Origin of the sequence: Peribacillus phoenicis (assembly GCF_047238085.1) — a bacterium.
In the GTDB taxonomy this organism is placed as follows: Bacteria; Bacillota; Bacilli; order Bacillales; family DSM-1321; genus Peribacillus.
Genome location: NZ_JBDFMF010000001.1, coordinates 3875175 through 3901445 on the forward strand (window position 1 = coordinate 3875175; position 26271 = coordinate 3901445).

The 26271-nt window shown below is 41.5% G+C and carries 27 protein-coding genes and 1 riboswitch; of the genes, 6 read left to right on the plus strand and 21 right to left on the minus strand.

The genetic code is table 11. The features are described from left to right. Window positions 1-14 precede the first annotated feature (14 nt). The 6 genes from ABC374_RS19000 to ABC374_RS19025 all read right to left on the minus strand — a co-directional run bounded on the left by ABC374_RS19000 (window position 15) and on the right by ABC374_RS19025 (window position 8569). Window positions 15-1958 (minus strand): PTS mannitol transporter subunit IICBA, encoded by a 1944-nt coding sequence (locus tag ABC374_RS19000; RefSeq protein WP_350299867.1) that lies wholly within the window; start codon window positions 1956-1958, stop codon window positions 15-17. Between the two features lie 201 nt (window positions 1959-2159). Continuing rightward, the gene (locus tag ABC374_RS19005) at window positions 2160-3452 is read right to left on the minus strand and encodes a CitMHS family transporter (RefSeq protein WP_350299868.1); all 1293 of its coding nucleotides are present in this window, start codon (window positions 3450-3452) and stop codon (window positions 2160-2162) included. 216 nt (window positions 3453-3668) lie between these two features. Next, a complete protein-coding gene (locus tag ABC374_RS19010) occupies window positions 3669-4550 on the minus strand; it encodes a helix-turn-helix transcriptional regulator (RefSeq protein WP_413019421.1) in 882 nt (293 codons plus the stop codon). Between the two features lie 132 nt (window positions 4551-4682). Continuing rightward, window positions 4683-5372 (minus strand): response regulator, encoded by a 690-nt coding sequence (locus ABC374_RS19015; RefSeq protein ID WP_350299870.1) that lies wholly within the window; start codon window positions 5370-5372, stop codon window positions 4683-4685. Further along, window positions 5366-6961 carry an ATP-binding protein gene (locus ABC374_RS19020; protein ID WP_350299871.1) on the minus strand — a complete coding sequence of 532 codons (1596 nt, stop codon included), beginning with the start codon at window positions 6959-6961 and terminating at the stop codon, window positions 5366-5368. The genes ABC374_RS19015 and ABC374_RS19020 overlap by 7 nt, the downstream gene beginning before the upstream one ends. Before the next feature lie 681 nt (window positions 6962-7642). After that, window positions 7643-8569 (minus strand): DNA-3-methyladenine glycosylase family protein, encoded by a 927-nt coding sequence (locus ABC374_RS19025; RefSeq protein WP_413019422.1) that lies wholly within the window; start codon window positions 8567-8569, stop codon window positions 7643-7645. Window positions 8570-8748: 179 nt separating this feature from the next. Here ABC374_RS19025 and ABC374_RS19030 point away from each other — a divergent pair, with 179 nt between their 5' ends. Both ABC374_RS19030 and ABC374_RS19035 read left to right on the plus strand, forming a co-directional pair. Beyond that, window positions 8749-9345 carry a bifunctional transcriptional activator/DNA repair enzyme AdaA gene (locus ABC374_RS19030; RefSeq protein ID WP_413019423.1) on the plus strand — a complete coding sequence of 199 codons (597 nt, stop codon included), beginning with the start codon at window positions 8749-8751 and terminating at the stop codon, window positions 9343-9345. After that, window positions 9335-9859 (plus strand): methylated-DNA--[protein]-cysteine S-methyltransferase, encoded by a 525-nt coding sequence (locus ABC374_RS19035; protein ID WP_350299873.1) that lies wholly within the window; start codon window positions 9335-9337, stop codon window positions 9857-9859. The genes ABC374_RS19030 and ABC374_RS19035 overlap by 11 nt, the downstream gene beginning before the upstream one ends. Before the next feature lie 61 nt (window positions 9860-9920). Here the strand turns inward: ABC374_RS19035 and ABC374_RS19040 are convergent, their stop codons facing one another. From ABC374_RS19040 to ABC374_RS19060, 5 genes are all read right to left on the minus strand, one after another. After that, window positions 9921-10364, minus strand: coding sequence for a DUF2690 domain-containing protein (locus ABC374_RS19040; protein WP_350302927.1), 444 nt, complete (start codon window positions 10362-10364; stop codon window positions 9921-9923). An 82-nt stretch (window positions 10365-10446) separates the two neighbouring features. Next, the gene (locus ABC374_RS19045) at window positions 10447-10908 is read right to left on the minus strand and encodes a DUF2690 domain-containing protein (RefSeq protein ID WP_350299874.1); all 462 of its coding nucleotides are present in this window, start codon (window positions 10906-10908) and stop codon (window positions 10447-10449) included. A gap of 372 nt (window positions 10909-11280) precedes the next feature. Beyond that, window positions 11281-11469, minus strand: a complete 189-nt coding sequence (locus ABC374_RS19050; RefSeq protein WP_413019424.1) for a hypothetical protein — start codon at window positions 11467-11469, stop codon at window positions 11281-11283. Next, complete coding sequence (locus tag ABC374_RS19055; RefSeq protein WP_413019425.1) at window positions 11463-11765, minus strand: NUDIX hydrolase; 303 nt, start codon at window positions 11763-11765, stop codon at window positions 11463-11465. The genes ABC374_RS19050 and ABC374_RS19055 overlap by 7 nt, the downstream gene beginning before the upstream one ends. A 158-nt stretch (window positions 11766-11923) precedes the next feature. Next, a complete protein-coding gene (locus ABC374_RS19060) occupies window positions 11924-12190 on the minus strand; it encodes a transporter suffix domain-containing protein (protein ID WP_230176643.1) in 267 nt (88 codons plus the stop codon). 261 nt (window positions 12191-12451) lie between these two features. On the opposite strand from ABC374_RS19060, the gene ABC374_RS19065 reads away from it, so the two are divergent. Then, window positions 12452-13132, plus strand: coding sequence for a copper homeostasis protein CutC (locus ABC374_RS19065; protein ID WP_413019426.1), 681 nt, complete (start codon window positions 12452-12454; stop codon window positions 13130-13132). Window positions 13133-13333: 201 nt separating this feature from the next. Here the strand turns inward: ABC374_RS19065 and ABC374_RS19070 are convergent, their stop codons facing one another. From ABC374_RS19070 to ABC374_RS19110, 9 genes are all read right to left on the minus strand, one after another. Then, complete coding sequence (locus ABC374_RS19070) at window positions 13334-13756, minus strand: UPF0715 family protein (protein ID WP_413019427.1); 423 nt, start codon at window positions 13754-13756, stop codon at window positions 13334-13336. 148 nt (window positions 13757-13904) lie between these two features. Beyond that, window positions 13905-14759: a putative protein N(5)-glutamine methyltransferase gene (locus ABC374_RS19075; protein ID WP_413019428.1), complete on the minus strand. Its 855-nt coding sequence runs from the start codon at window positions 14757-14759 to the stop codon at window positions 13905-13907. 137 nt (window positions 14760-14896) lie between these two features. After that, complete coding sequence (locus ABC374_RS19080; RefSeq protein WP_413019429.1) at window positions 14897-15634, minus strand: MerR family transcriptional regulator; 738 nt, start codon at window positions 15632-15634, stop codon at window positions 14897-14899. Window positions 15635-15925: 291 nt separating this feature from the next. Continuing rightward, entirely contained in the window at window positions 15926-16774 is an 849-nt protein-coding gene (locus ABC374_RS19085; protein ID WP_350299881.1) for a pentapeptide repeat-containing protein, read from the minus strand. A gap of 54 nt (window positions 16775-16828) precedes the next feature. Then, window positions 16829-17284, minus strand: a complete 456-nt coding sequence (locus ABC374_RS19090) for a VOC family protein (RefSeq protein WP_350299882.1) — start codon at window positions 17282-17284, stop codon at window positions 16829-16831. 176 nt (window positions 17285-17460) lie between these two features. Beyond that, window positions 17461-18450 carry an ABC transporter substrate-binding protein gene (locus tag ABC374_RS19095; RefSeq protein WP_413019430.1) on the minus strand — a complete coding sequence of 330 codons (990 nt, stop codon included), beginning with the start codon at window positions 18448-18450 and terminating at the stop codon, window positions 17461-17463. Window positions 18451-18479: 29 nt separating this feature from the next. Beyond that, on the minus strand, window positions 18480-19247 hold the full coding sequence (locus tag ABC374_RS19100; RefSeq protein WP_413019431.1) for a heme ABC transporter ATP-binding protein: 768 nt from the start codon (window positions 19245-19247) through the stop codon (window positions 18480-18482). Continuing rightward, a complete protein-coding gene (locus ABC374_RS19105) occupies window positions 19244-20317 on the minus strand; it encodes a FecCD family ABC transporter permease (RefSeq protein WP_413020396.1) in 1074 nt (357 codons plus the stop codon). The genes ABC374_RS19100 and ABC374_RS19105 overlap by 4 nt, the downstream gene beginning before the upstream one ends. A gap of 192 nt (window positions 20318-20509) precedes the next feature. After that, window positions 20510-20696: riboswitch (cobalamin riboswitch) on the minus strand. A 106-nt stretch (window positions 20697-20802) separates the two neighbouring features. Further along, on the minus strand, window positions 20803-21312 hold the full coding sequence (locus ABC374_RS19110; protein WP_350302928.1) for a GNAT family N-acetyltransferase: 510 nt from the start codon (window positions 21310-21312) through the stop codon (window positions 20803-20805). A gap of 290 nt (window positions 21313-21602) precedes the next feature. Here ABC374_RS19110 and ABC374_RS19115 point away from each other — a divergent pair, with 290 nt between their 5' ends. From ABC374_RS19115 to ABC374_RS19125, 3 genes are all read left to right on the plus strand, one after another. Then, window positions 21603-22169 carry a sigma-70 family RNA polymerase sigma factor gene (locus ABC374_RS19115; RefSeq protein WP_413019432.1) on the plus strand — a complete coding sequence of 189 codons (567 nt, stop codon included), beginning with the start codon at window positions 21603-21605 and terminating at the stop codon, window positions 22167-22169. Next, window positions 22166-23305: a DUF4179 domain-containing protein gene (locus tag ABC374_RS19120; RefSeq protein ID WP_413019433.1), complete on the plus strand. Its 1140-nt coding sequence runs from the start codon at window positions 22166-22168 to the stop codon at window positions 23303-23305. Before ABC374_RS19115 ends, ABC374_RS19120 begins: the two co-directional genes overlap by 4 nt. Window positions 23306-23538: 233 nt before the next feature. Continuing rightward, the gene (locus ABC374_RS19125) at window positions 23539-24927 is read left to right on the plus strand and encodes an L-cystine transporter (protein WP_072273439.1); all 1389 of its coding nucleotides are present in this window, start codon (window positions 23539-23541) and stop codon (window positions 24925-24927) included. A 139-nt stretch (window positions 24928-25066) separates the two neighbouring features. Here the strand turns inward: ABC374_RS19125 and ABC374_RS19130 are convergent, their stop codons facing one another. Beyond that, the gene (locus ABC374_RS19130; protein ID WP_413019434.1) at window positions 25067-26269 is read right to left on the minus strand and encodes a hypothetical protein; all 1203 of its coding nucleotides are present in this window, start codon (window positions 26267-26269) and stop codon (window positions 25067-25069) included. Window positions 26270-26271 lie beyond the last annotated feature (2 nt).

Genomic DNA, 26271 nt, shown 5'->3' on the forward strand with positions numbered 1-26271 from the left:
TTGGTTAAGAGTATTTAATTATTTTCTACATTTATAATATCCATCAATTCCCTGGCTGATGTGGCTTTAACCATCTTTTCAATATTCTCCATGTCAGAGCAGGTAACTGCAATGCCAGATAGAATTTCAAGATGTGTCCCGTCCTTGCCGGCAATACCGAATATCAATCGTGCCTTTTGGCCGTCAAAGTCGACACCATCAGGAATTTGTAAAACGGTAAATCCAGATTTAAGGACATCTTTCTTAGCTTCCTCGGTTCCGTGCGGAATGGCTACATCATTCCCCATATAGGTTGAAGTCAATTCATCACGAGCAATCATCGCTTCAATATAGCTTTCCTTAACGTAACCTGCATTGACCAAAGCTCTCCCCGCAAAGCGGATCGCTTCTTCCTTATTGGCGAATTGTTGATTAAGGAAGACGTTTTCTTCGCGAAGCAATTCATTATCATCTTGCTCATCCTCGTTGATGCCAGGCTCGATTGAATGTTCACGAACACCGGGAACCTTCTCTTCAGCATCTTCGACGATTTCATGCAACACATCGGTACCGTCATCCTGAAGCCTTGCAAGCAATGAATCGTATTCAGGGCTCGATAGGAAATTATCGACGGATACATGATAAGCATTCGGAACTTTATTCTGTGCTCTTGGTGTTAACTCTTCCTGTGTTATGACGATTTGTGCATCTGCAGGAATGTTTGAGATCGCCGTATTAGTAACAGTAATACTCAATCCGGCTTCCTTCACCTTCTTGCGAAGGAGCGAAGCCCCCATCGCACTTGATCCCATCCCGGCATCGCAGGCAAATATTATTTTGCTGACGTTTGCTGGCATCGTACCCGGGTCTGAAGCGAATACATCGGCAACAGAGCTTTTCTTGCCTTTCATTTCTTGCATTTTTTTCGCGGCATCTTCAATATTCTCTTCAGATTGCTTTCCTGTTTTCAGGATGAATGCACCGACGATGAATGAAACGATGGCCGCTACGATGACGCCTGCAAAGTTAGCAATATATGCACCCGCATTATGCGGAGTTACTGCTGTAATGGCAAGTATGCTGCCTGGAGAAGCAGGAGCGAACAATCCTCCGCCTAGTAGGACCAAAGTGAAGACTCCACTCATGCCTCCAAGAATGACGGCTAAGAATAACATCGGCTTCATTAGGATATAAGGGAAATAAATTTCATGGATCCCGCCGAAGAAATGAATGATGGCAGCTCCTGGCGCCGATTTCTTCGCCGTTCCCTTTCCAAAAAAGCAATAAGCAAGCAGTACGCCGATACCTGGTCCAGGATTCGATTCCAGAAGGAACAGGATTGAAGCCCCTGTTTGTTTAACTTGCTCCACACCGATTGGTGATAGTACACCATGATTGATGGCATTGTTCAAGAACAATACCTTGGCAGGCTCGATCAGGATACTTGTCAACGGCAGTAAACCTGTACCGACAAGCCAATCGACTCCTGCTACAAGCCAGCCTGTAAATATGTCTACTGCAGGCCCGATGGCCAAGAAGGATAGAATGGACAGTAGGCCGCCAATTATCCCCGCCGAGAAATTATTAACAAGCATTTCAAATCCGGCTTTTATTTTCCCTTCAATCAATTGATCGAATTTCTTGATGACATAACCGCCGAACGGCCCCATTATCATGGCTCCAAGGAACATCGGGATGTCAGATCCGACGATGACGCCCATTGTCGCAATGGCACCGACTACGCCGCCGCGGTGGTCATGGATTAGCTTACCACCCGTATACCCGATTAAAAGCGGCAATAAAAACGTAACCATCGGTGTAACCATTTTGGCAAGGCTTTCATTTGGCAGGAAACCAGATGGGATGAATAGGGCAGTGATTAGCCCCCATGCTATGAAAGCTGATATATTCGGCATGACCATTGAACTTAGAAAGTTACCGAACTTTTGAACTGCAACTTTTATATTAAAGTGAGCCATTTTGCTCTCTTCCCTTCATATTAATATAGTTTCCTTTAATCTTAAGGTACGTACATTCCTCATTCAATAAAAGAAAAAGCTAACTTTGTCGCGAAAGAGAAGACAAACATAATGTATCTCACTTTTCCAGATTTATTCAGCGCTTTATACAGACAGAAAAGAGTCCCGTTCGCATCGTGACGAACGGGACTCTTTTGCGCTTTATAGTGGGATGATTCCCAATAGGACACAAACCACTATCATGACAAGCGTCGATCCGCATGCCCATTTCAGGAAAGTGCGCTGCAATGCACCGAAATCTTCCCCTACCATTCCAACCAATAAATAGGTAGATGGAACAAGCGGGCTTAATAGATGGACGGGCAGCCCCAATAGTGAAGCTCTGCCGATCAGGGCAGGATCAATTCCATAAGCAGCTCCCGCTTTAGCAAGTAATGGGAGCACACCATAATAAAATGCGTCATTAGACATGAAGAACGTAAAAGGTGCTGAGATGATGGCTGTGATGACAGCAAAATGTGCGCCCATTTGATCTGGAATATGCTGAATCAAAGAGTTTGCCATGGCATCGACCATTTCCGTACCGGCTAGGATTCCAGTGAAAACACCTGCTGCAAAAATCATCGAAATTACAGATAAAGCATTGTCCGCATAGTTTGCCACACGTTCTTTCTGATCACTGACTTTCGGATAGTTAACGGTAATGGCAATCGCGAAACCTACCATGAACAGAACCGCTGAAGGCATAAGTTCCATAATCAGCGCAACCAGCAGTGTAAGAGTCAATGCGTAATTGAATATTATCAATTTAGGCCGTTTAATATAAGCATCTTCCGTTGCAGCTGCCTGCTGTGCCACAACATGATAATCGACCTCTATGATCCCGATTCTCTTTCTTTCTTTTTTACCCAGGCAATATGCCATGAAAAGGACGAATAGGACTCCGCCAATCATCGCTGGAATGACAGGGGTGAAAACATCGGACATTTCAAGTTTTAAAGCTGTCATCACCCTTGCTGTAGGGCCTCCCCAAGGAAGAAGGTTCATGACTCCAGATGACGAAACGGCAATGCCGGCCAATACAAGCGGTCTCATTCCAATCCGTTTATATAGCGGAAGCATGGCAGAAATCGTTATCATATATGTAGTCGTACCATCTCCATCCAAGGAAATCAGCAAAGCCAGGACTGCCGTACCGATGGCAATTTTCACTGGATCACCTTTTACAAGCTTAAGAATCGTATTGATGATCGGGTCAAAAACCCCAGCATCAATCAAAATGCCAAAGAAAAGGATCGCAAATAAAATCATGATTCCCGTTGGCGCGACGTCTTTGATCCCTTCCAGCGCCATCTCACCCATTTCACCGCCAAACCCGCCAATAAGTGCAAATGCACTTGGTACTGCAATCAAAGCTATCATGGCTGAAAGTCGCCCTGTCATAATTAAAATCATAAACACTAATATCATCAAGTATCCTAATAAAGCGAGCATATCTGTCACTCCTTATCTTCTAATAAGATAAAGTGTATATGAAACCGCTTCATTTGTAAGCGTTCTCAATTTATTGTGTTTTAAAACTATTTAGTTAATTGTGTTCATTGTGTTCACGGAAACGTTTTTTCGAGGCTGAACCGAACGCCACTCCCCGGGTTGAATGGCGGGTTCTTTAAGGAAATCAGCGATTATTTAAGCAAACAATCCGCGCATTTATTCTTCAAATGATAAATTTGCCGGTCCATCCAAAAGGTCACAGCCGTAGTCTATATTGGTAGTTGGTGTATCGATGCTGACTTCCTCGAATTCCAGTTCATCGATCCATACTTGGCCACGCCCTGAAAGAAGGACCCCGAATGAAATGATGGCACTGTTTTCGGGTACATCCAGGACGATATAATAATGGTTCCATTCCGTATCGTTGACGATGGGCCGATTGCCCATATTGTCGAATTGCAAAACATCCTGAAGGGCATTATCCACCCTCATCCATAAACCACAAAACCCATCAACATCTTTTGATTTTAAAAAACCCGACAGTTTCATTCTTTTACCAAGGTAATTTTCCGCCTTGAATTGCTGCATCATCGTTGCAAATTCCTCCTTGGATTCCTTAGTGACGGATTTCAGGAAACCTGATGCCTGGCCTTTATGGAAGGTCTCCCGGTCAATTCCAATTTTATAATTGAATGGATGACTCCCGCTTAAATTCCATCCTTTTAATAATTGTTCGTTTTTCATCGTCATTTCCTCCTTTTGCAAAGTTAGTTTACTTACGAGTTTCCGGTATTGCCCTGGCGGCAGGTCATAATATTTCTTGAATGAACGAGTAAAGGATTCCTGTGTTTCAAAGCGGTAATATAAAGCAATGTCGATTATTTTTTCATCGGTATAAAGCAGCATGTTAGCTGCATTGGCGATCCTTCGATATCGAATATATTCAGATACGGTCACGCCAACCTCCTTTTGAAAAATACGATGATAATGAAACTTCGAAAAACCTGCGAATCGTGCGATGTTCTCTAAAGACAATTCATCTTGTAAGCTATTCTCTATATATTCAATCGTTTTTTGGATGATGGGGCTGTATCTCATTTCCTAACCTCCTTAAAAAAAGGATAACAGAAAAAAATATCGTTTTTTTGACATATATTGCTTTTTTATAATCTTATAAACCAGCATGCATAAAAAAACACCTCCAATCTTGAAGGTGTTTCACACTTAATTCTATTGAATTTTATAATATCTTCGCTCAGGTCTCCCCACTACCCCGTATACGACTTCCGCTTTACATTTCTTAACGGATATCAAGTATTCCAGATAGCGTCTCGCGGTTGTCCTGGAAGCACCGATCTGTCCGCTCACTTGCTCAGCTGACAAACCGATATCGCTTGCTTCGAGTACCTCGATCACTTTCGCCAAAGTAATTTCGTCGACCCCTTTTGGTAAGGACAGCCCATCATTCGTTTCCAAAGCGGAAGAACCCTTTTTCAAAATGAGGTCAACAAAATCCTGGTCTATCTCTTGTTTGGATTTCATCAGATGGACTTTCTTCAGATACTCTTCGATAACTTGGTTGAAGCGCTTCATTTCCACTGGTTTAATTAGATAATTCTCTACACCATAGTGAAGTGCCTTTTCAAGTTGTTCTTTATCCGTTGCCGCGGTAATCATGATGATATCCACATTCGGGAATTTTTTCCGTATGTCCGGAAGGAGGTCTGTACCAAGCTGATCTGGCATATAAACATCAAGCAAAAGCAAATCCGGGCTTTTTTGTTCCAAGATCCGAAGCGTTTTTTTTGCATTGACGGCTTTTCCGACCACTTCTATTTCATCAAAGTTTTTCAAGAATTTTTCATGGATTTCCGCTACACGAAAATCATCTTCTGCGATGACTGCTCTTATCTTCAGCATTCTTTCCCTCCTCTCTGTTCTTTAGGAAGATACACGGTGAATATAGTATTGCCATCCTCGCTGTGGACTTCGATGATGCCGCCTAGCTCTTTTACGACATGATCAGCATTCGAAAGTCCATAACCACTCGGACTTCCGCTGTTTTTTGAAGTGAAACCCCGATCGAAAATATGGGCGATCGCATCCTCTGGTATTCCTTTTCCGTTATCACTCACTTCAAATACCATATCATTTCCGATATCTGTGGCGAAAAATTTCACGAGCGGCTCTTCCATGCTTGAAACCGCTTCAAGTGCATTATCGATAATATTGCCTAGAATCAAAGTTAGTTGGGACAATTTTATATGATCAGGCAGTTTCTCTAGGTAACTTTGTGCGTCTATTTCAAAAAAGATCTTCTTCTCCGATGCTTTCCCTATCTTGCCTAGTAACAAGGCTTGTACCTTTGTATCCTTTATCTGTTCGAACACGACACGGTTCAGGGAATGCAATTCGGATGTTTCGCTTTGAATCATTTCTATCGCTTCATCGTATTCCCCTAATTGTATCAATCCTGAAAGGACGTATAGTTTATTGGTAAATTCATGGGTTTGTGCCCTTAAATCCTCTGAATGCATCTTCACTTCAGATAATGTGTTTACCATTTCCTCAATTTCCGTTCGATCACGGAACGAAGCAACAACACCGCTTACCCCTTCACTATCGAAGATTGGCGTACAATTAACAATGATGGATTTGTCTTTCCATGAAATCTCCTTATCCATTTGCGGTTCACCGGACTTTAGCACTTCGAATAAATATTTCGAAGGAAATAGTCCGTCCACGTTCAAATGGCGAACGGACTCTTTAATATCCAGCAATTTTTTCGCCGGCTGATTCATCGAGGTAATCAGCCCATTTTGGTCAATGGCCAGAATACCTTCTTTTACCGATTGAAGCACTGCATTTTTTTCTTTATATAAATTGGCGATTTCAAATGGTTCCAGCCCCAGTGTATCTTTACGGATGCTTCTTGCCAGCATATAACTGCCAATGATCGATATCATGATGGCCACTAACGATACAACCATCTCTTTGGACAAATCCTTGAAAATTTGGGCGCGGACATCGTCCACTAAAAAACCGACGGAGACGATTCCAATTATTTTTCCATCCTCATTGAATACCGGTGACTTCCCCCGAATGGAAAGACCGAGTGATCCTGCCGCTTCGGAGACATAATATTCACCTTCCCGAATGGCCCTGCTATTATCCCCGCCTTCCATCCGCTTCCCAATTTCGGAAACCAGCGGATGAGAATAGCGAATTCCCTCTGCATTTCCTACAACGATGAACTCAGCACCTGTTTCCCTGCGGATCTTTTCGACAATCGGCTGAATTATGCCAGCGGGATCATCCGTTTCAAAGGCCTCTGTAACGGTAGGCATGAAACTAATCGTCTTTGAAAGTTCCAACGCCAATTGACCTTTATCCTTAGCTATTTGTCTTCCTTCCATATAGGAAAAAGTAGTCGTCAATAATAGAATCAAAAACAGGCTCAACGATAAGACTAACCCGAGAATCTTTGTTTCCAGCGATACTTTCCTCATATTCAACAGCATCCTCTATTTTCATTTTCATTCACTATATTTTATAGGAGCATAATGATTTTACCATTTCTATTAAATATTGAACATTGTTGGCCGTTTATTTCGCCACATTCAAAAATGAAAGGATTTAAGCAACAAAAAAGGGAGTGCCAAATGATATTCTTGAATCCTTTTCAAATGCTATCATCACCCTTTTGCTGATTTACGATTTTTTTCCAGACTTTTTTCTTTCTGGATAACGTTTCACCTGAGGTACAATCGGTTTATTCTCAGTGTCCTATTTAAGAAAGATGGTCACGCCGAACATGGTGGGAGGTTCAAGGAGCAGTTGCTACCATATCTTTTCGTATTGGAAGAAAGCAAAACAAGCTGAAACATTAAATGCTCAGAGGAAACATCTCCTTTGAGCATTTTTTCAAAAACAACTATATGAATTGATTTGTCTTGTACCGATGCCAAAAATCGTCCAGAACCTGCCTTTCCACCTGAAGCCGGCAACAGAACGCGGACCGACGAAGATGGGGTAATACCAGAAACGCGCACCATTGTTTAGCCATATAAAAGTATTCCTGAACCTGTTTTATCTCCGAAATTAGTGATATATCAACGATACTTGCAGGTTTATCTCCGAAATTAGTGATATATCGACGATACTTGCTGTTTTATCTCTGAATATAGGATTCAATATAGCAATCTCCATAAATAGAACGTCGCGTAGGATTCCCAATCGGCCCACGCTTCCGAAAGTTTCAGGATTTCCGTTTTCGTTGGTTTTGCTTCCGTTTGCATGACCAGTTTCATGGAATTATGCAGCCCGACGTCATCGATGGGAAAGGCTGCTGGAAAACGCAAACAGCGCATCAAGACATAGTTCGCTGTCCACGGACCGATTCCCCGTATTTTGGTCAGCATTTTTTCAGCCTCTTTTACATTCTTTGCATTCAACAGCTTTTCTTTAGTAAGTTCCCCTTCTGCAATCAGTTGAGCAACACCTATTAAATATTCACACTTCTTCACCGTCATCCTCAAATCGGCAAAATCTTCGACCGTCAATTTCGCGATCACCTCAGGCGCCGGAAACAGCCAATATTGCTTTCCTTCGAATTCAACATATTCACCAAATCCCTCCACAAGCCTCCGTTTCAAGGTATAGGCATAGGTCAAGTTTATCTGCTGACCAAATATTCCCCAGGCAATCGCTTCAAATAAATCAGGGATGCCCATATTTCTCAAACCGAAGAATTGGCTTACCGGCTTTTGCAATATAGGGTCATTTTGGGCGAGCTCATAAAAAGGAAGCAGATTTGTCTCAAAATCGAACCAGTGACGAACGTATTGGGAAACAGCATCCTTTACCTGATTATCCATCGGTGCAGTTCGTGCTGGAAACCGAACGGTCAGATCCGTTTCATTCACCGCACTGATTTCTATTAAAAGTGTCTCATTTTCGACAACAAGTGCTCGATAAATTTTTTGATCAACAATATCGAACAGACATTCATTGGAGGATCTTGATAAGTATTTAAGATTTTCCGAAAAACTAAACTCTTTTGGTGCACGAATTCTCAATTCAATCATGCCTTCATCATTTGATAATGCCTCTTTCATTCTGCTCCTCCTTTAGTATTCTTGCTCTTCCCTTCAAATAGCACTTCATTCAACTTCCTTATTTTAACAGAAAAATAGTCATCTCCCCTAACTCGAACAATTACGTTATCTTGCTTTTACATTCCCAAAATGTTTGTATAGAAACCCTTTCTTGTATACTAAATGGAGAGGTGAATGCAGTGAATCCGAAAAAAGCAGATTTCCCGAATGAATATTGGAAAGCTATTATAGATTGTGATACAGCATATGATGATCATTTTTTATACGGAGTAATTACGACGGGCATCTTTTGCAGGCCCTCCTGTAAATCCAGGGTGCCGAATAAGGAAAACGTGAAGATTTTCAAAAATGCCATGGTGGCTTTGGATGAAGATTTCCGGCCTTGTAAACGATGTAAACCGGAAGGACTGAATTTACCGACGGAAGAATGGGTTGAACAAATAGCCGAATGGATCGACACCCATTACAGCGAACCCCTCACTTTGAACAAATTGGCGGATATTTCCCACGGCAGCCCATATCACTTGCAACGATCATTCAAGCGTGTGAAGGGGATATCGCCCACTGAATATATTCAACGGCTTCGCCTTGAAAAAGCGACGAGGCTGCTGGAAAACTCCGAACTGCCGATAACTGAAATAGGCTTCGCTGCCGGGTTCTCTAGTACACCCTACTTCATGACGTTATTCAAAAGGAAAATGGGGAATACCCCTTCAGGATATCGGAATGCATATCTCAAAACTCAAGCTTTGGAGCGTGAAGAAAATGAAGAATGATAAAGAACAAACCATTGACTGGGCCATATTGCATTATGATAAGTGGCAATTATATGTGGCCAAGACGGAAAAAGGGCTTTGCTATGTAGGCTCTCCCGGTCAAACGTATGAAGAACTGAAGTCCTGGATACAAAAACGCTTTCCAATGGCGAGCCTTGTTGAAAATGAAAAAGCATTAAATCCCTATCTAAAAGAACTACAAGAATATTTCGAAGGAACCAGGCAGACTTTCTCTCTTCCCGCAGATGTAAAAGGCACGCCCTTTCAACAAGAAATTTGGGCGGCGCTGAATCAAGTACCCTACGGAAAAACCTGTTCCTATTCCGATATTGCCCAAATCATCCAAAGACCTGCAGCTGTTCGGGCGGTTGGTACGGCCATTGGTGCCAATCCTATTCTGATCACGGTGCCATGTCACCGGGTCATCGGAAAAAACGGGGCCATTACCGGTTACCGGGGAGGTACGGAGATGAAACGATATCTACTTCAATTGGAAGCGGAAATGAAACCGTGAGTACAATCTGACCGCAAAAAAAAGCACCCCACTATAAGGATGCTTTTTTTGCCTTTGTTTTTCAGTACCAAATGGTCACCGCTTTATTATATGCATCACTATTAGGGATCGCATGTATCCCTTGGGCCTGTGCTTTGCGCGGGTCATAATCATATACCATTGGTGTATAGCACGCGGTCTGCCCGATATTCACAACACCATTGCCCCCGGAACTGGCGCATGTATAGGCCTTACCATCAGTACTTCGGACGATCCTGGCATCCGCTTCATGGTTGTATACCGCGGGGCGTGTTACGGTCACTTTTGCCCAGGCTGTTTTACAGACAGTGCTGAATTTCAATTCTACATACGAATTGGAATCGATCCATTTTTTATCCTTCGTTACCGCCGAACTTGCACAACTATTATAGTATGGACTTTTTCCATCATAGGTGTGTGTTTCGGCCAGGGCTTGATTTTTTCCAAAAGCAAAGTCGACAAGAAACATCGACAGTGTCATCACCATGGATAAACCTATCATTTTAAGCTTTTTATTCAATTCATTCATCCTTTCTTTGCAAAAATATAGATGAAGGTTTTTCCTTTTTTTAATACCAATCGGTTTCACCTGCTGTATATGGCCAAAAAGCGACCGCTTTTGCTTTTCGCGGATCTAAATCATATACCATTGGTGTATAGCATGATGTTTGGCCTTTATTTATTTCACCATTTCCTCCAGGAGATGCACAGCTAAATTGTTTATTATCAGTATTGCGGACAACCAATGCCGTTGCCTCCCCATCTGTTTGAGCCGGCCTGCTTAGAGTGATCTTCGCCCAGGCGGTTTTACAAACAGTGCTGAATTTCAACTCCAAATTGGCAGAACCGCCATTGGCATAAATTTTCACGGACTTCTTCGTGACAGCGCTATTCGCACAACTATTATAGTAAGGACTTTTTCCATCATAGGTGTGTGTTTCTGCTGAAGCTTTGCTTGCAAAAGAATCAAGGGAGCCAAAAAGGACTAAAGAAGCTACAAAAAATGAAATGCATAAAACCATTTTTTTCATTATTTCACTCATCCCCTTAACAAAATTTATACACTGTTCATCTTACAATTTTGTAATATTCTTACAAGTGATAAAATCCCTAGTTCATGAAAAACTACAGCCCCGCCTTTAACTTGCAGCCTGCCATCACTATTACAGTCTGGTATGTCACGCTTTATCAACTGAATCAGCACAGAGCCAAAGTCATTATCCCTATGAGCAATTCAGGACAAATAAGGTAACAACTAAGGACATATGCGTATCGAGCTGAGACAAAACGAGCCAATAGGCTGCCGTTGATCGGTAAGGATACAGGTCGATGTACTTAATGTTTTTTTCAAGAAAAAAGAAAAGCCCCAACAAAACTCGAATCGTTTTGTTGGGGCTTTATTTTCATTTAGCGAGGTTTTCTCTGATCAATCTAATGGTGCTTTCATAATAGGAAAGATCATGCGGAACGAACTCATCCCGTCCAACAAATCGATGGATATTTATCCTAAGGCCTTCGTGATTCATTTCAAATTCCTTAATATTCACTTTGTCCTTCGCTTCGGTCCAAAGCTCTTCGAAGTCATTCAGCACAACCTTGAAACCTCTTCTGGCTGCAGGGTGAAATCATCGAAGCTATGTGCAGTTTCATATAGAAAGACGTTTGGCAGTTCTTTGTCGATGAAATCCTCTTTCGTTTGATAGTATTGAATGATCACTAATGGAACCAACTCGTCAAATGCAGCGTCAATGTCTATTTCTTCTTTAATCTCCCTGACTCCGTCATATACCGTTTCATAAGCCAGTAAATGGCCGGCAGCCGTAATATCCAATAGATTCGGATAATCTTTTTTTATCGCACAACGATGCTGAAGATATAGGAAATCCACACCCGCTTCCGAACTTGCGAACCAGCAGGCCAATGTCCCAATCTATGTACTTCCTCACGCGAAGCCATGCCGGTTTGAATGCGATCGGAATCGAAAACTTTCAACAATTCAGTTTCCAATGGAGCTTCACTCCTAGCCCTTTTTTATAAAAAACAGCTTCATCCTTTTTCTTTTCTCCAATTTTTCGGGTTTAAATAACCTTTATATTTAGCAGCCACTTCTTTCCCGACCAAAAGCGCTCCTGCCCAAAACATCACTTCCGCAAAGACGATCGCACCTGTTATGACCCCCGCTTTAACCGCAGTCGAAAATGGCGTAAAAGGAGCTACGACTGGAATGATCCAAGTGAGAAGGGAAATGATCAGGAATCCCATCCCTACTTTGTAAAACCTCGATTTCTTTATTTCCTTACTTTCTTTATCCAATTAAATAACCTCCGTCATGATGATTTTCATTTAATTACCCTGCCGAACATTCCACTTTCAAATATACCATTGAATATATTCTTTTTTTATACGTATGAATGTTCATTTCGTTTCATAAATAGTGAAATAAAGATATTCCATTTGAGGAAAACTAGAGCAAGTATTTGATTAGACGTCATTGTATCTATTAATGAATTGACTTTACGATTCTTAATGGATTTAATAATCTTATAACACTTGCATGCAGGAAAGGAAAATCCAATGTACATTGAATTCATTGCCACAACGATAGAAGATGCCATTATAATCGAAGAATCGGGCGCAGACCGAATCGAGCTTGTCAGTTCTTTAGCCGAGGGGGGATTAACTCCCAGCCACGCCCTGATAGAAGCTGTCGTCAATTCAGTAAAGATACCAGTCAACGTGATGGTAAGGCCTCATAGCCAGTCGTTTTGTTATACGCAAAATGATTTGGAAATCATGAAAAAAGATATCCAAATCATTCGATCACTGGGAGCGAACGGGGTCGTATTAGGTGCATTAAATGAAAAAAATGAAATCAATCGACCATACCTCGAAGAACTATTGACAGTATGTGAAGGTTTGGAGATTACATTCCACCGAGCCATCGATGAAACAAACGACCCAGTCATTTCAACTGAAATGCTAGCACAATATCCAGAAATCACAACGATATTGACCTCAGGTGGGCATGGGGATTTCCCCAGCCGCATGAAAACGATTCAACAAATGAAAAGAGTCTGCGGCGACATAGCAATACTGGTTGGAAGCGGGTTGAATAAGGATAATATCCTTTCTATCCATTCCGAACTGCATACCGGTCACTATCATTTCGGTACGGCTGTTCGAAAAAATAACAGTATCATTGAAGGAGTTACATTAGAAAAAGCTAAAGAAATCGTAAACTTGCTAAAGAAATAATGCCGGGAAGGGACCATTTAACTGGTCCCTTCTGTTTGTAGACAAAAGGGGTTCTATCTAAATTTTTAAGCAAAGTTGATGAAACGGAAGGTACGAGACTCCTGCGGGAAAAGCGCGTCCAGGGGAGGCGCCGCCCGCGGAAAGCGAGTGCCTGTAGAGGTTATCAACGTTCAAATTTGTCTACAGTCTGAAGGTCCCTTTTTATGATGCAGAGCTCTTTTTTTGTAAAAAGACCGAGTCCCAAAACCAAAAAAACAGTGCCGCTAAAAGGCTGATTGCATAGTAATTCTTTGTAGTTAAAATATCCAAGCTGAAGTCAAAATTAAGCACCGAACTATAAATGAATACGGCCGGCAAAGAGAAAAAAATATAAAGGCAAAAATAGTTTAAACTGAATTTTTTAGGATGTTTATTGAAAAGGACCTGTACCGGAACAGCAAATAATAAATAAGGGATAACGACATAAAAAGAAATCACGATAATGCCAATCACCCCCCAGGTACCCAGGCTGAATACAACCAACACCGTGGAAAGCGACAGACAGGAAGAAACTAGACTAAAAAAATAATAAGGAATCACATCGCTTAGCTCCGAAACCTTTTGACTGATTTTCCAAAGTTCCATTTTAACCCATCCCTCGAGATGACTTGAATTTTTTTTATTCCCATTTTGTTGAAAAAAAAAATTTAATTTTTGAAGGTCACGGTTTTTTCCCTAGACATAACTTCTTTGTTCCAATCGTTATAAGAAAAAGCGCCTCCGAAACATTTCTTTAGAGTGCGGGCCTGGTTCCAATTACGACAGTGGCGTCCAGTTCTTCACACTTTACCACCCGTGGCATCACCCCGTATCTAGCAAAGATTTCTACGGTCTGCATCGTTTGCCGCTCACTGGTCTCGACTAATAAATGGGAGCCCGGTGCCAGCCAAAGTGTTGCCGAAGCCGCCACCCTTCGCTGGACATCAAGCCCGTCCGCCCCGCCATCTAATGCCACCCTCGCCTCATGCATGCGCGCTTCATGGGGTAAAAGACCGAGTCCCTCAGTAGGGACGTATGGTGCGTTTGCGACCAGTACGTCAACACGTCCCTGTAAATTGGCTGGAAGCGGTTCATAGAGGTCCCCTTCGTATACCTGACCATTGACTGAAGTGACGTTACGACGCGCGCACCGCACCGCGGCTGGGTCAATGTCGACGGCGTACAACTCGATATCTTCGAGAACATCGCCCATAGCGGAGCCAACCGCGCCCGTGCCGCAGCACAAGTCCACCACGACTGCTCCTGGCATAGCGAGTGCTGCCGCTTGGCGGACTAAAAACTCGGTCCGTCTGCGCGGTACGAAGACTCCGAGATCAACCTCTATCCGGATACCGCAGAATTCCGCCCAGCCGATGACGTGTTCAAGTGGCAAACCTGCTATCCGTCTATCCACCATCTCTGCCAGTTCGGCCGTTGTCCCTGCCGCGATGATGAGCAACCGGGCCTCTTCCTCGGCGAAAACACAACCTGCGGCCAGAAGTTTAGTGACGATGCTTGTATAAATGGCATCTCCATTAAAAACAGCCACTTTAGTTCCATCAACATCATTGATTTTCCCGAGGTTAAAGAAGGCATTCCTAAATTCCATAAGTTTCCCCCTATTCTCTATAAATTGGAATATTATAAATATTACCATAACTATAGTATACAGCTTCTTAAACTGACCGTCCCTTTTGCTCCAAAATAAGAAGGTTGCCGGAGCAACCTTCCATCTAATCTTGAGATTCAATTTTTGTTAGCATCAGCAAAGTGACTCATCGCATCACACATGAATTTTGCCAATCCTTCACCATATTTGTCGATATTTTTGGTGAAGCGTTGATCGTCCACGTACATTTGACCTAATCCTATGAAAGCATCCAGCGAGTATGTGCCGAAGTTATTGTTCAAACAATCATACCATTCTTTAATGGCCTCCTGTGCCTCCTCCGACTTGGGCGAACCATTTCGGATTGACGCAAGTTTTAAATAGATCTCCGATACAACTTTCTGTGCATCTTTGGACATGCCCTCCACTTTAGCCTTCGACTCATCGACAGCTTTATCCCCCCAAAGCTTGCGAGCTTCCTCTTCATATGGATTCTGACTAAAGTCAAATCCTTCAAATTTTTCTTTATTCGTCATCTGAATTTCCCCTTTCATATGCTTAATCGATTTTTCGACCGTCTTAATTAATTTATCGAGCTGACTGCGTTTCTCCAGCAACATTTTTTGATGTTGCATTAACGCATCTTGTTTATCAAACGAAGAGCTTTTTATCATTTGTTTTATTTCCTTTAATGGCATGCCAAGTTCCCTGAAAAACAGGATTTGCTGCAACATCTCAAGATTATCATTCGAATAAAGGCGATAACCTGCATCGGTTATTTCCTCCGGCGATAATAACCCGATTTCATCATAATAATGCAGTGTCCGCACACTAATGCCAACCAAATCGGCTAGCTCCTTCACTTTCATTGCCACTGCTTCTTACCTCCTTTCGATATCATTTACATTAAGGTATTACGCAACGTCAGAGTCAAATGGAAAAATGAAAATTTTCCGCCCAATTTTAAAAGACGATCCTTCCTAATGAAGAATCGCATATTAGTAGAGTTCACTCTTTGTAAAAGCTTCGGATTAAAGCAATTTTTACGCTTTTTCTCATGAAGTTTCGCACTTTTACTCGTGAGTTTGACGCTTTACTCGTGAATTAAACAATTATCTTATTCGTTTGCTCTTTCATGAAAGCTAGCTTCAATCTTGGCTATCCTTCTACCTCCAATGATCGGGAATACTTAATGAGAACGGTAATTTTGTCTTCGTGTCGCCTTTAGCCGAGTTAATCTGTGCTTGTGTGATAAAGAAGCTTCCGGTGAGATCGGCACCGCTTAAATCAGCGTCCCTAAAGTCTGCACCGATAAGGTCCGTCACTCTCATGTCGGCTTCTCTGAGGTCAGATGCAATAAGCAAAGCCCCTCTTAAGTTCGCTCCCCTAAGATCAGCACCTCTCAACTTTGCACCAATCAGGTCACTACCCCTACCTATTTTGTTCTGCTTTTTTTTATTTTTCTTGAATGAAACCTTTGCACGTACCAGTTCACTTGTGCGCAGAAGTAAATCATTAACGATCTCTCTATGAGCTGGTACATTCAGGTCCATGATAGACTTTGGAATTTGCTTAGTGAGATATTCCGTGTCTTCAAAAGCCGCCTGCAATTCTCGGTAAAGAGGTTGTGCATCTTCTAAATTCAGTGCTTCATTTAAGTAGCAAAGCATTTCATGAAGTTGTTGCATAATAGGAAAAACTTCGAACATTTCCTTTGCTGACTCTGGGTTGTTCCTCCAATCGTTTCCATTATAGGTGAGTTGAGATACCTTTTGACCGGCACCGAAACATTCATATACCGTGCAGCCTTTATACCCTTTTGCTCTGAGTTTTTCATGGATGCCGCAACGATAATCGGATTGCAGGTTTGAACATGGTGTACCTCCATCTTTATCAAATGCAAAATCAGCAGATTTTGCATAAGGCAAAGCTACACAGCACAAACCAAAACAATTCTCACAGTCTGCACGTAATTGATTAAGGATACTATCGTTATTCGTTAATTGATTAAACAATACTTACACTTCCTTCTATAAAACCTTCATACTGGTAGATTTTTTTGTTATCATTTAAGAGTTTAGTTCTTCCCATTCTTCAAGTGATAGTTTTTCGGTCATATGCTTATATGCATCAGGGACTTTTATCGAACACATAAGTTCCAGACTATTGCCATCGGGATCATTGAAATAGACGGAAGCGTTTCCTTGGTTCGGACGCACAAAAGGTTCAATCGTTGTCCTTTTTCCAAAAGGGACGACTTCAATTTTTAGGGATTTTAGCCAATTTAATGAATTTTTCATATTATCATAAGTTACCCGAAAGGCGATATGCCTTAGTGAAGGGTGGTATGGAGTTTGATATTCTTTCCCTTCCCATAAGCCGACCCAGCTTTTGTTTTCCTCTATCCAAAAGAAGGCAGTATCTTCATCCCTCCAAGCTAGTTTTAAGCCTATTTTCTTATAAAAATCCATTGAGATGGCCAGGTTCTTGACTGGTAAATGGGCTTCATATAAACCTTCTATCATATTACATTCTCCTTTCTCCTGAAATCTTCATTCTTACGAACTATGATCTGCCATACAAATAATTCAAGAAACCGATCCTATTATCCTTCTAATTGGATATAGTAAAACCCGAACAAGGACACGTTTCATTCGTGTCGATTATTCGGGTCATTTGTTCAGCATCCGCCTGGTCGGGTTCAAAACTTCTCGGGATAGAGTCCTTCGGCTACTGTCCGTAAGGCTAGTGGTGCACGAATCCCTTCCGCGCCCGCTGAAAGAGGAAGCACAATGATCGCTTTATTTCGAATGGCCGGTACATCCGCCAGTTCACTTTTATTTAATAAGAATGCTTCTTTTTGCTTTATGGGGATATCTCCGTAATCAATGATGGCAATGACATCCGGATTCCGATCGACGACTTCTTCCCAACTGACCTCAGGCCATCCCCCTTCCGTATCGCCAAAAATGTTCTGGCCGCCAGCCATGGAAATGATCCCTGTCATGTAATTATTTTTCGCTGCCGTTCTCGGGACTTCTTCACCGCTGTCATATACGAAAACATTTTTGGGCTTGCCTGCACTTTCGATTTTTGCTGTAGTTTCTTTTATATCCTGTTGCATCTCTCCGATGACTTCCGCTGCTTTTTTTTCTACATGAAAGATGCGGCCAATATTCTCAATATCTTTATACACATCTTCCATAGTCGGTGTTGACGTATTGGAAGACTCTTGGATATATGTATTGATTCCGGCTTCTTTCAGCTCTTGGACGGTTCCTAATGTTTGTTCCGTAAAGGCGCTTTTCCAGCCAGCATATGCAAAATCCGGCTCTGCTTCAAAGAAAACTTCTTTTGAAGGGTATTCCTTGGAAAGCACTGCCACCGTTTCATAGGCATCATTATACTTTGGCAAAATTTCGTCATCCAAATAAGCCGTACCTGCCATTGAATCCTGCAACCCCAATGCAAGCATGATTTCCGTCGCATGCTGATTTAGCGAAACCGCACGCTTTGGGGCCTCTGCATAGGTGAATTCATGATCCAGATTCGTGATGACCACTGTTTCTTTTCCACTTTTTTCACTCTGTTTGCCTCCGTCCTTTGAAGCTTCCTCGGAGTTATTGCAAGCGCCCAATATCATCATTGCCAAAAAACTGATGCTTAACAAAATCTTTCGGTAACCAGTCATATATTTTCCCCTCATATCTATTGTTTTTTTTATATATGTGCTAAAAAGGTGATATGCGTCTTTTGCGTGATGGGGTGTATGCCGATTTCCGTTTCCACCCCGAACACCTTCCTTATCATTTTTGTCGTCAATACAGCTTCTGGTGTTCCGGATGTGATCACTTTGCCATTTTGGATGACATATATATGATCACAATACATGGCTGCCAAATTTATATCATGCAGGGCCGTCAAGACGGTAACGTCCAGCTTTTTAACAAGGTCCAGCAATTGGAGCTGATGCCGGATGTCTAAATGATTCGTTGGTTCATCCAGGATGATGATGTTCGCTTCCTGGGCTAGGGCGCGTGCTATGAGGACACGTTGTTTCTCACCACCCGACAAGCTCATGAAACTCCTGTCTTCAAATCCACTCATTTCGACGCGAGCTAATGCATGATTGACGATTCGTCTATCTTTCTCCGAATCTCCCTGAAATAATCGCTTATGAGGATGCCTTCCCATCCAAACCATCTCTTGTACACTAAAGTCAAAGGTCAGCGATGTTTCCTGACTGACAACCGCCATTTCCCGGGCTGTTTGTTTCTGTGAAAGCCGGTAAAGGTCACGGCCGTCGAGGTGAACAGATCCCGTATGCGGCTCCAAAATCCGGGAAGCATTTTTTAATAGTGTTGATTTCCCGCTCCCATTCGGGCCGATCAGCCCAACGAACTGCCCAGTTTTTATATGAAGGGTTATATCCTCAATGATAGGAGTGTCCAGAATTGAATAGGATACTTCTTCAATAGCTAATCTCACTTGCCCCCACCTCCAAATGAATATGAACTTCGCCGCAAAAGCCAAATGAAGAATGGCCCTCCGCAAAGTGCGGTGACAACGCCAATCGGAAGTTCTTGAGGTGCCAGGACCAGCCGGGCACATACATCTGACCAAATGACGAGGATCATGCCAATCAATATGCTGCATGAAAGAACACGTTTATGGTCTGTCCCGGCCAATAGCCGGGCTAAATGCGGTACTACCAGACCGATGAACCCAATCGAACCGCTTACAGCCACAACTGTCCCCGTAACAAGGGACGTAATGATGATCAGAACTTTACGGAAGGCTTCCATATTGACTCCGAGCGTCGCGGCGACTTCTTCGCCCATCAATAAGATATTAAGGGAGCGGGATTGTACGATAAGGAACAATGAAACCACAAGCACCACAACCGCTGGAATCGGTATGTATTCCCATTTTGCACCCGCTAAGCTACCCATCATCCAAAACATCGCTTCACGGATGCCGGAATCTTTTGGTGCAAGAGTGACAATGAAATTAGTGACGGCAGACATGATCATCGATATGGCTACACCCGCCAATAACAGCCTTGTCGTTTGAATTCTCCCTCCCACTTGAGCCAATAAATAAACGGAAAGCATCGCAGCCATGGCCCCCAGGAATGCACCGAATGATAACGCATATTGTCCGAATATAGGCAGCGCCCCAAAAAGAATGACAAGGGTTGCCGCAACAGAAGAACCAGATGAAATGCCCAGGATATACGGATCTGCAAGTGAATTGCGCACCAAGGCCTGGATGACGACACCCACTACGGATAATCCCGCACCTACCACCGCACCGAGCAATACACGGGGCAGACGGATATCCCAAATGATCCGCTCTTGTGCGATACTCCAATTCACCTCCAGAGAATCACCGATAAAAGGAAGATGCCCTAAGGCGATCTTCCAAACCGTTATTGCTGACATCTTAACTGGCCCAAGGGTAACAGCGAATGTAATCGATAATAAAAGAATGCACAGCAAGAAAAATATCAGGAAACGAAACCTGCGCTTGGCATTTCTCTCAAAATGGTCAAGCATATCCTCATTCTCTTTCAATGAGCTTCTAACCAATGACTCTTCCAATGATGATATCCTCCTTCAAAAAAACACACAAAAAAACCCCAATCCTTTTAACAAAGAATGGAGTTACGAGTATAGGCCAAAAAATACGGAAGGACCTAAGTCCGCCTTTTCTTAATCTCGAACACCTCTCCTCTCAGCGAAGGAAAAATTGGTGATGCTCACTGGGTAGGTCTCCTGGCTTCCAAATCAACATTTCCTTTCGTCTTCCCTGACTGAGTCAAGTGACATCCTGAAAGAAAACTCCTTGGTTACAGTGGCGCGACCACTCGGGATTTGCACCCGATTCCCTGTTACCCTTTGTTCACACAAAGGCACCCAGCGGCAAATATATGAACTTCGCAAAATTTTCCAAACATTAAATACAACGTTAGTATAGTATACTCCCCATCTTTTCACAATTAAAAAAATGGGAATGCGGCTATTAATAGAGGAATATGGATTTATAGATTCTTTCTATAATGGTAGAAAGTTAGCTTTTGACCAGTATCCGCACTAATTTCCTCATTAATCGAAATCCGTTCAAAACCGTTTTTCACTAAAACCTTTTGGGAAGCGATATTGTCGCTTGTCGTTTTGGCATGTATTTGAGTCACATTTAATTCCGGCGCCAGATTGACCAAAAGCTTTAAAGCTTCGTTCGCAATCCCTTTTTGCGTAAACGCTTCACCGATTCTATAACCGACATGAGCCGTCCCCTTAATAGGGTCGATATCCACAAGATTAATCCTGCCGACGATTATGCCTGAACCATCCTTAATCAAATAAAAAGAGGAGATAGCATCTTCTTGCTCTTTTAATAATTCCTTATGCCTGATTCCAAACGTTCCAGAGCTATAATAATCATCTCCCCGGCTTGGAACTGTTTGCTCGAAAAACCTTCTATTATTGCATTCAAATGCAAATAACGCTTGTGCATCCCGTTCATTAAGCCTTTCAATGTATATATCCATCATTCTTTCATCCTTTCAAAAAAACGCTAAGCATATGCGGCCTGATATATCATTCAAGAAAACCAAGGGCTTATCCTCCCTGATAAATATATATTGAAAACCGTTTATATGGATAACACTGTCGCATACTGACAAAATTTGATACCCTCTATACCATATCATTCCAAATTTTAATGGAACCACCGTATCTACTAATTTCTATAAAAACCCCAAAAAAGTTGAGAATAAATATTTTTATATACGTTGTATAAAGTGTAAAAGCTTTTACAAAAAACAAGGGGAATCATGTCATGAAGTCTACGAATAAAAATTTTATCGAGCGGTTGCAACGCCATGAAGAAGACGCATTGGAATTTATAGTGGATACCTATTTGCCACTAATCAAGGGGGTAACATATAAGGTTCTCTCTCCTCTTAGGAACGACGGTGTCATGGAAGAATGCATCAATGATATTTTTCTTTCAATCTGGAACAATTCAATAAAGTTCCATGGGGATACAACTGATTTCAGAAAATGGATTTGTGCGATCGCTAAGTTTAAAGCGATTGATTATTACCGAAAAGCCATGAAGAAAATGGAGCTTACATCAGGTTACACAGAAGTAGATCCAGAAAAATCTGCAGAAGACGAACTGATTATACTGGAAGACAGAAAAGAACTGCTTCAGTTAATTGACCTTTTAGAACCTGTAGATCGGGATATTTTTATCATGAAGTACTTTCTTGGTTTAAAAAATGAGGATATCTCGATAAAACTCGGGTTGACCAAAGCATCAATAGATAATCGAATTTATAGGGGAAAAAAGAAGCTAAGTCAAAAAGCTACGAATCTTAAGTTAGGAGGCAGTGTCGTATGAAGGATATTTATGAATTATTAAATGATATAGACATAGACGAAACTGAATTTAAGGAAATAGAAGTCAGCGAACTAGAAAAAGCTAAAGTCAAAAGAACCCTAAAAAAATCAATAAGCAAGAAGAAAAAAATGAAACGCTGGCAAAAGAATGTTCTGGCTGCTTCTATTATATTCGGGTTATCCACCGCAACGATTGGACTCTCGTTTACCGCTTCTGCTAAAAGCATTCCTTTGATAGGAGATATTTTCAGCTATTTTAGTAATGAAAACTCAGGTCTCTCCGATGATATCAAGAATAATGGAAAGGGTCTTTATAGTGATTATAAGGCCTACTCTAACGAAATTGGCCTTACTGAAGAAAGCAATGGCCTTACTTTCACGATAAATGACGCCATTTATGACGGAAAAACGGTAACCATCACTTATACTATAGAAAGCGAAGAAGATTTGGGTGACGGATCATTCTTTATTCCCAGCCCGAATATAAAAGAAATGAAAGCCCAAGGAGGATCGGATGGAATTTCAAAAGTAGCTGATAAAAAATATGTAGGCTTATTAACGGTTAGTAACTTAGAAGATCTTAAAGTAGATAAGGTAAATGTAGACTGGGATATAAACAGCATTAGTATTACCGACACGGATAAAGAGATAAAAGGAAATTGGGACTTTGCCTTCTCTCTAAAGGCAACTGAAAGCAACGAGAAGGTCATCAATAAAAGTGTGAATCAACACGGTGTAAAAGTATCCGTCGAAAAACTATCGATCTCGCCAATGTCCTTTGTGGTTGATTATCATCAAGAAGTGTCCGACTCAGTCAAAAACAAATGTGATGAAGCCTATGTGGAGTTGTCCATTAGAGATGACTTAGGAAATGTGTATGCTGGTCAAGGTAACGGAGGAAGCGGTATCGATTCTTATAATTTGAACTTCAGCAAAACATTTCAAAAAATCGATCCAAACGCTACGAAACTGATTGCGACACCACATGTAACATTACGTAATTTCACTTCAGAGAACCACGGAGAAGCAACCATAACGGAAGATGGTGAAGAAAAGGTGTCATCCTTCCCAACCAAACCAAGTAGTGCTCCAAAAGAGTTGGTATTGGATGATATCGTGATTGATTTGAAGAAATAACAATTTTACCTACAAGAGGTATACTGAACCCTAGATCCCAGAGTGGAGAAAGGTTCATGTATATCTCTTTTTTGTGACTTCTTATTCAGTCCATGAATATGGATACATACATGAATTACTTGAAAAGTCAAAAATAAATTATTTTCTTCTGGTAAAAAATCAACGGATGATGTATCATAGTCTTCAGATATTCATTATTCTCATTTGGTTAATCGGAATTAGGAGGAATATATATGATTGGTTATGTGTTTTTAAATCTTGCCATAATGCTCGTTCTTTTAGGCGTTTTATTTTACATGAATAAGAAGCATATTTCCTTTACAAAAAGGGTCTTTACTGGACTTGGTTTAGGGATTGTATTCGGACTTCTTTTGCAGTATTTCTATGAACCTCAGTCAGAAGCGATCGTTAAATCGGTCGATTGGTTTAACATTGTAGGTTCCGGCTATGTCAAGTTCCTGCAAATGATCGTCATGCCGCTTGTCTTCATTTCAATCTTATCCGCATTCACAAGATTGAAACTGACTAGCAATATTGGAAAGATCAGTGTCCTGATCATCGGAATCCTGCTTGGAACGACTGCGATTGCAGCAGCTGTCGGGATCACCTCGGCAACTGTATTCAATTTGGAAGCCGTACAAATTGAGCAAGGGGAAGCGGAGTTAAGCCGCGGGGATCAAATATCGGAAACATACGGTACGATTCAGGATAAAACGATGCCGCAGCAAATCCTTGAGTTGATTCCGTCCAATCCGTTCCTTGATTTAACGGGTGCACGTCCGACATCAACCATTTCCGTTGTAATTTTTGCTGCATTTCTTGGGATTGCCTATTTAGGGGTCAAAAGGAAACAGCCTGAACATGCTGAATTTTTTGCTAAAATAGTAGATACATTGCACAGCATTATCATGCGCGTAGTAACATTGATCCTGCGTTTAACACCTTATGGGATCTTGGCGATCATGACGAAGACTGTAGCTACGAGTGATTTGGATGCCATCCTGAAATTGGGGAAATTCGTAGGTGCCTCTTATGTCGCCCTGATTGTCATGTTCCTCATCCATTTGCTATTGCTGATGCTTGCAGGATTGAATCCAATCGTATATTTGAGAAAAGCTTTCCCGGTATTATCGTTTGCCTTCACTTCAAGAACAAGTGCAGGAGCTCTGCCATTGAACATCCAAACACAGAAACAACTAGGCGTGTCCGAAGGAATTGCCAACTTTGCCGGATCCTTCGGCTTGTCGATCGGTCAAAACGGATGTGCCGGAATCTATCCGGCCATGTTAGCGGTCATGATCGCTCCAACGGTTGGGATCAACCCGCTAGATCCTTCCTTTATCGCCATGTTGATTGCCATCGTGGCCATTAGCTCTTTCGGGGTTGCAGGTGTAGGCGGAGGAGCAACATTCGCTGCCATCCTCGTATTATCTGCAATGAACTTGCCAATCGCCTTGGCCGGACTGTTGATTTCCGTCGAGCCATTGATCGATATGGGAAGAACGGCTGTGAATGTCAGCGGAAGCATGACTTCCGGTATTCTGACTAGTAAAATAACGGGCGACCTTGATAAAGAACAGTTCAGCGAAGAATCATCTTTGAAAATTGAAGCTGAAATGTAAAAGAAAAAAGCATCGGACTTCCTGTCATGGGAGGTTCGATGCTTTTTTACATGGGCTGTACATTCAATTCAGCCAAAATCCTTGGTGCAAAAAGTAATAAGGGAATGTTGATTGAAACCCAGTTAAGATAAAATTCATTTTAAATAAGTACATGCCAGATATTTTCTTGTTTCTTATATCTTCCCTTTATTTCTCCAACGCCATCAATGGTTAGCGAATCATTGGTTTCAGAGGGTTCATTCTCTATTATCAGATGTAATTTATTTATGTTTTGAATTCCATGATCAACATGGGCAATAACCGGTTGCTGAATAATAAAATCTTCATTGTTCATTCTTACTATTATAAAGCTCTTATGTAACAGTCTATCTTCTAATGGGATCATATTCATTGGGTCAAAGGATTTAGCAGTTATTTCCCCTTCAATATATAAATGAATGCCTGCTTGTTTATTAAACTCTTCAAATGCTTTCATTCTCTTTTCCATAGCAAAATTAATGACTTCCTCTGTTTCAGGACTTATGTTCACATCAGCCATTGAATGCTCCATATAGTCACCGGACTGCTGTTTTAATAGGTCATATAATGTATCTTCTCTATCAAAAAAACTTTCCATCCAGCCTGGTGAAAGCTCCTCCAGTAACAAACACATAAATAAACCGGAACTATAACAACTTCTTCTAATACTGGAAGTAGATTCATATTTGTTTGTTAGCTGTTGTGCATACTTTTTTAAAACTGAATCGTAATCAAGCGGGCTTTTTTCCGAGTAAGCCTTCAATTCGACATACCACGCAGGTCCCTCAATGGTTTCAATCAATTTTTCATATGTTAGGTACTCTTCAATTTTAGCTGCTCTTTTTTCCCTTAGGTCAATGAAAGCATTAAGGTATTGTTTCTTCTTAATTAGGTGATTTTCCAACAACGCATGATAAAGATTTATTCTTTCCTGATTTCGCAATTCCACATTTTCTTTTGACAACGGGTATGTGATTCCCATCATTTCATCAGAAAACCGTTTTTCATCCTTTATATATTGATAGCCGTGAAATAATTCATGAACCAGTATTGAATACAAATCTTCATATTCCTTATAGTAATCCATATTAACAATTGCAGTAGGATATTCTTCATACATAATGATTGTGTCACCAGTAAACTGTACATCCCAGCTTAAAGTATGATATGTACATTGTGGATTGTTACTGAATTTAGGATGATTGAATAGGTAAACCTTGCTCTTATCATATAATGCATATGCAACAAGTTCAAAGCCCGGCCAATAATTTTCCAACTTCGCTTTAACCAAGTCTTCAGCAACCCGAATAAGATGATGAGGCATTC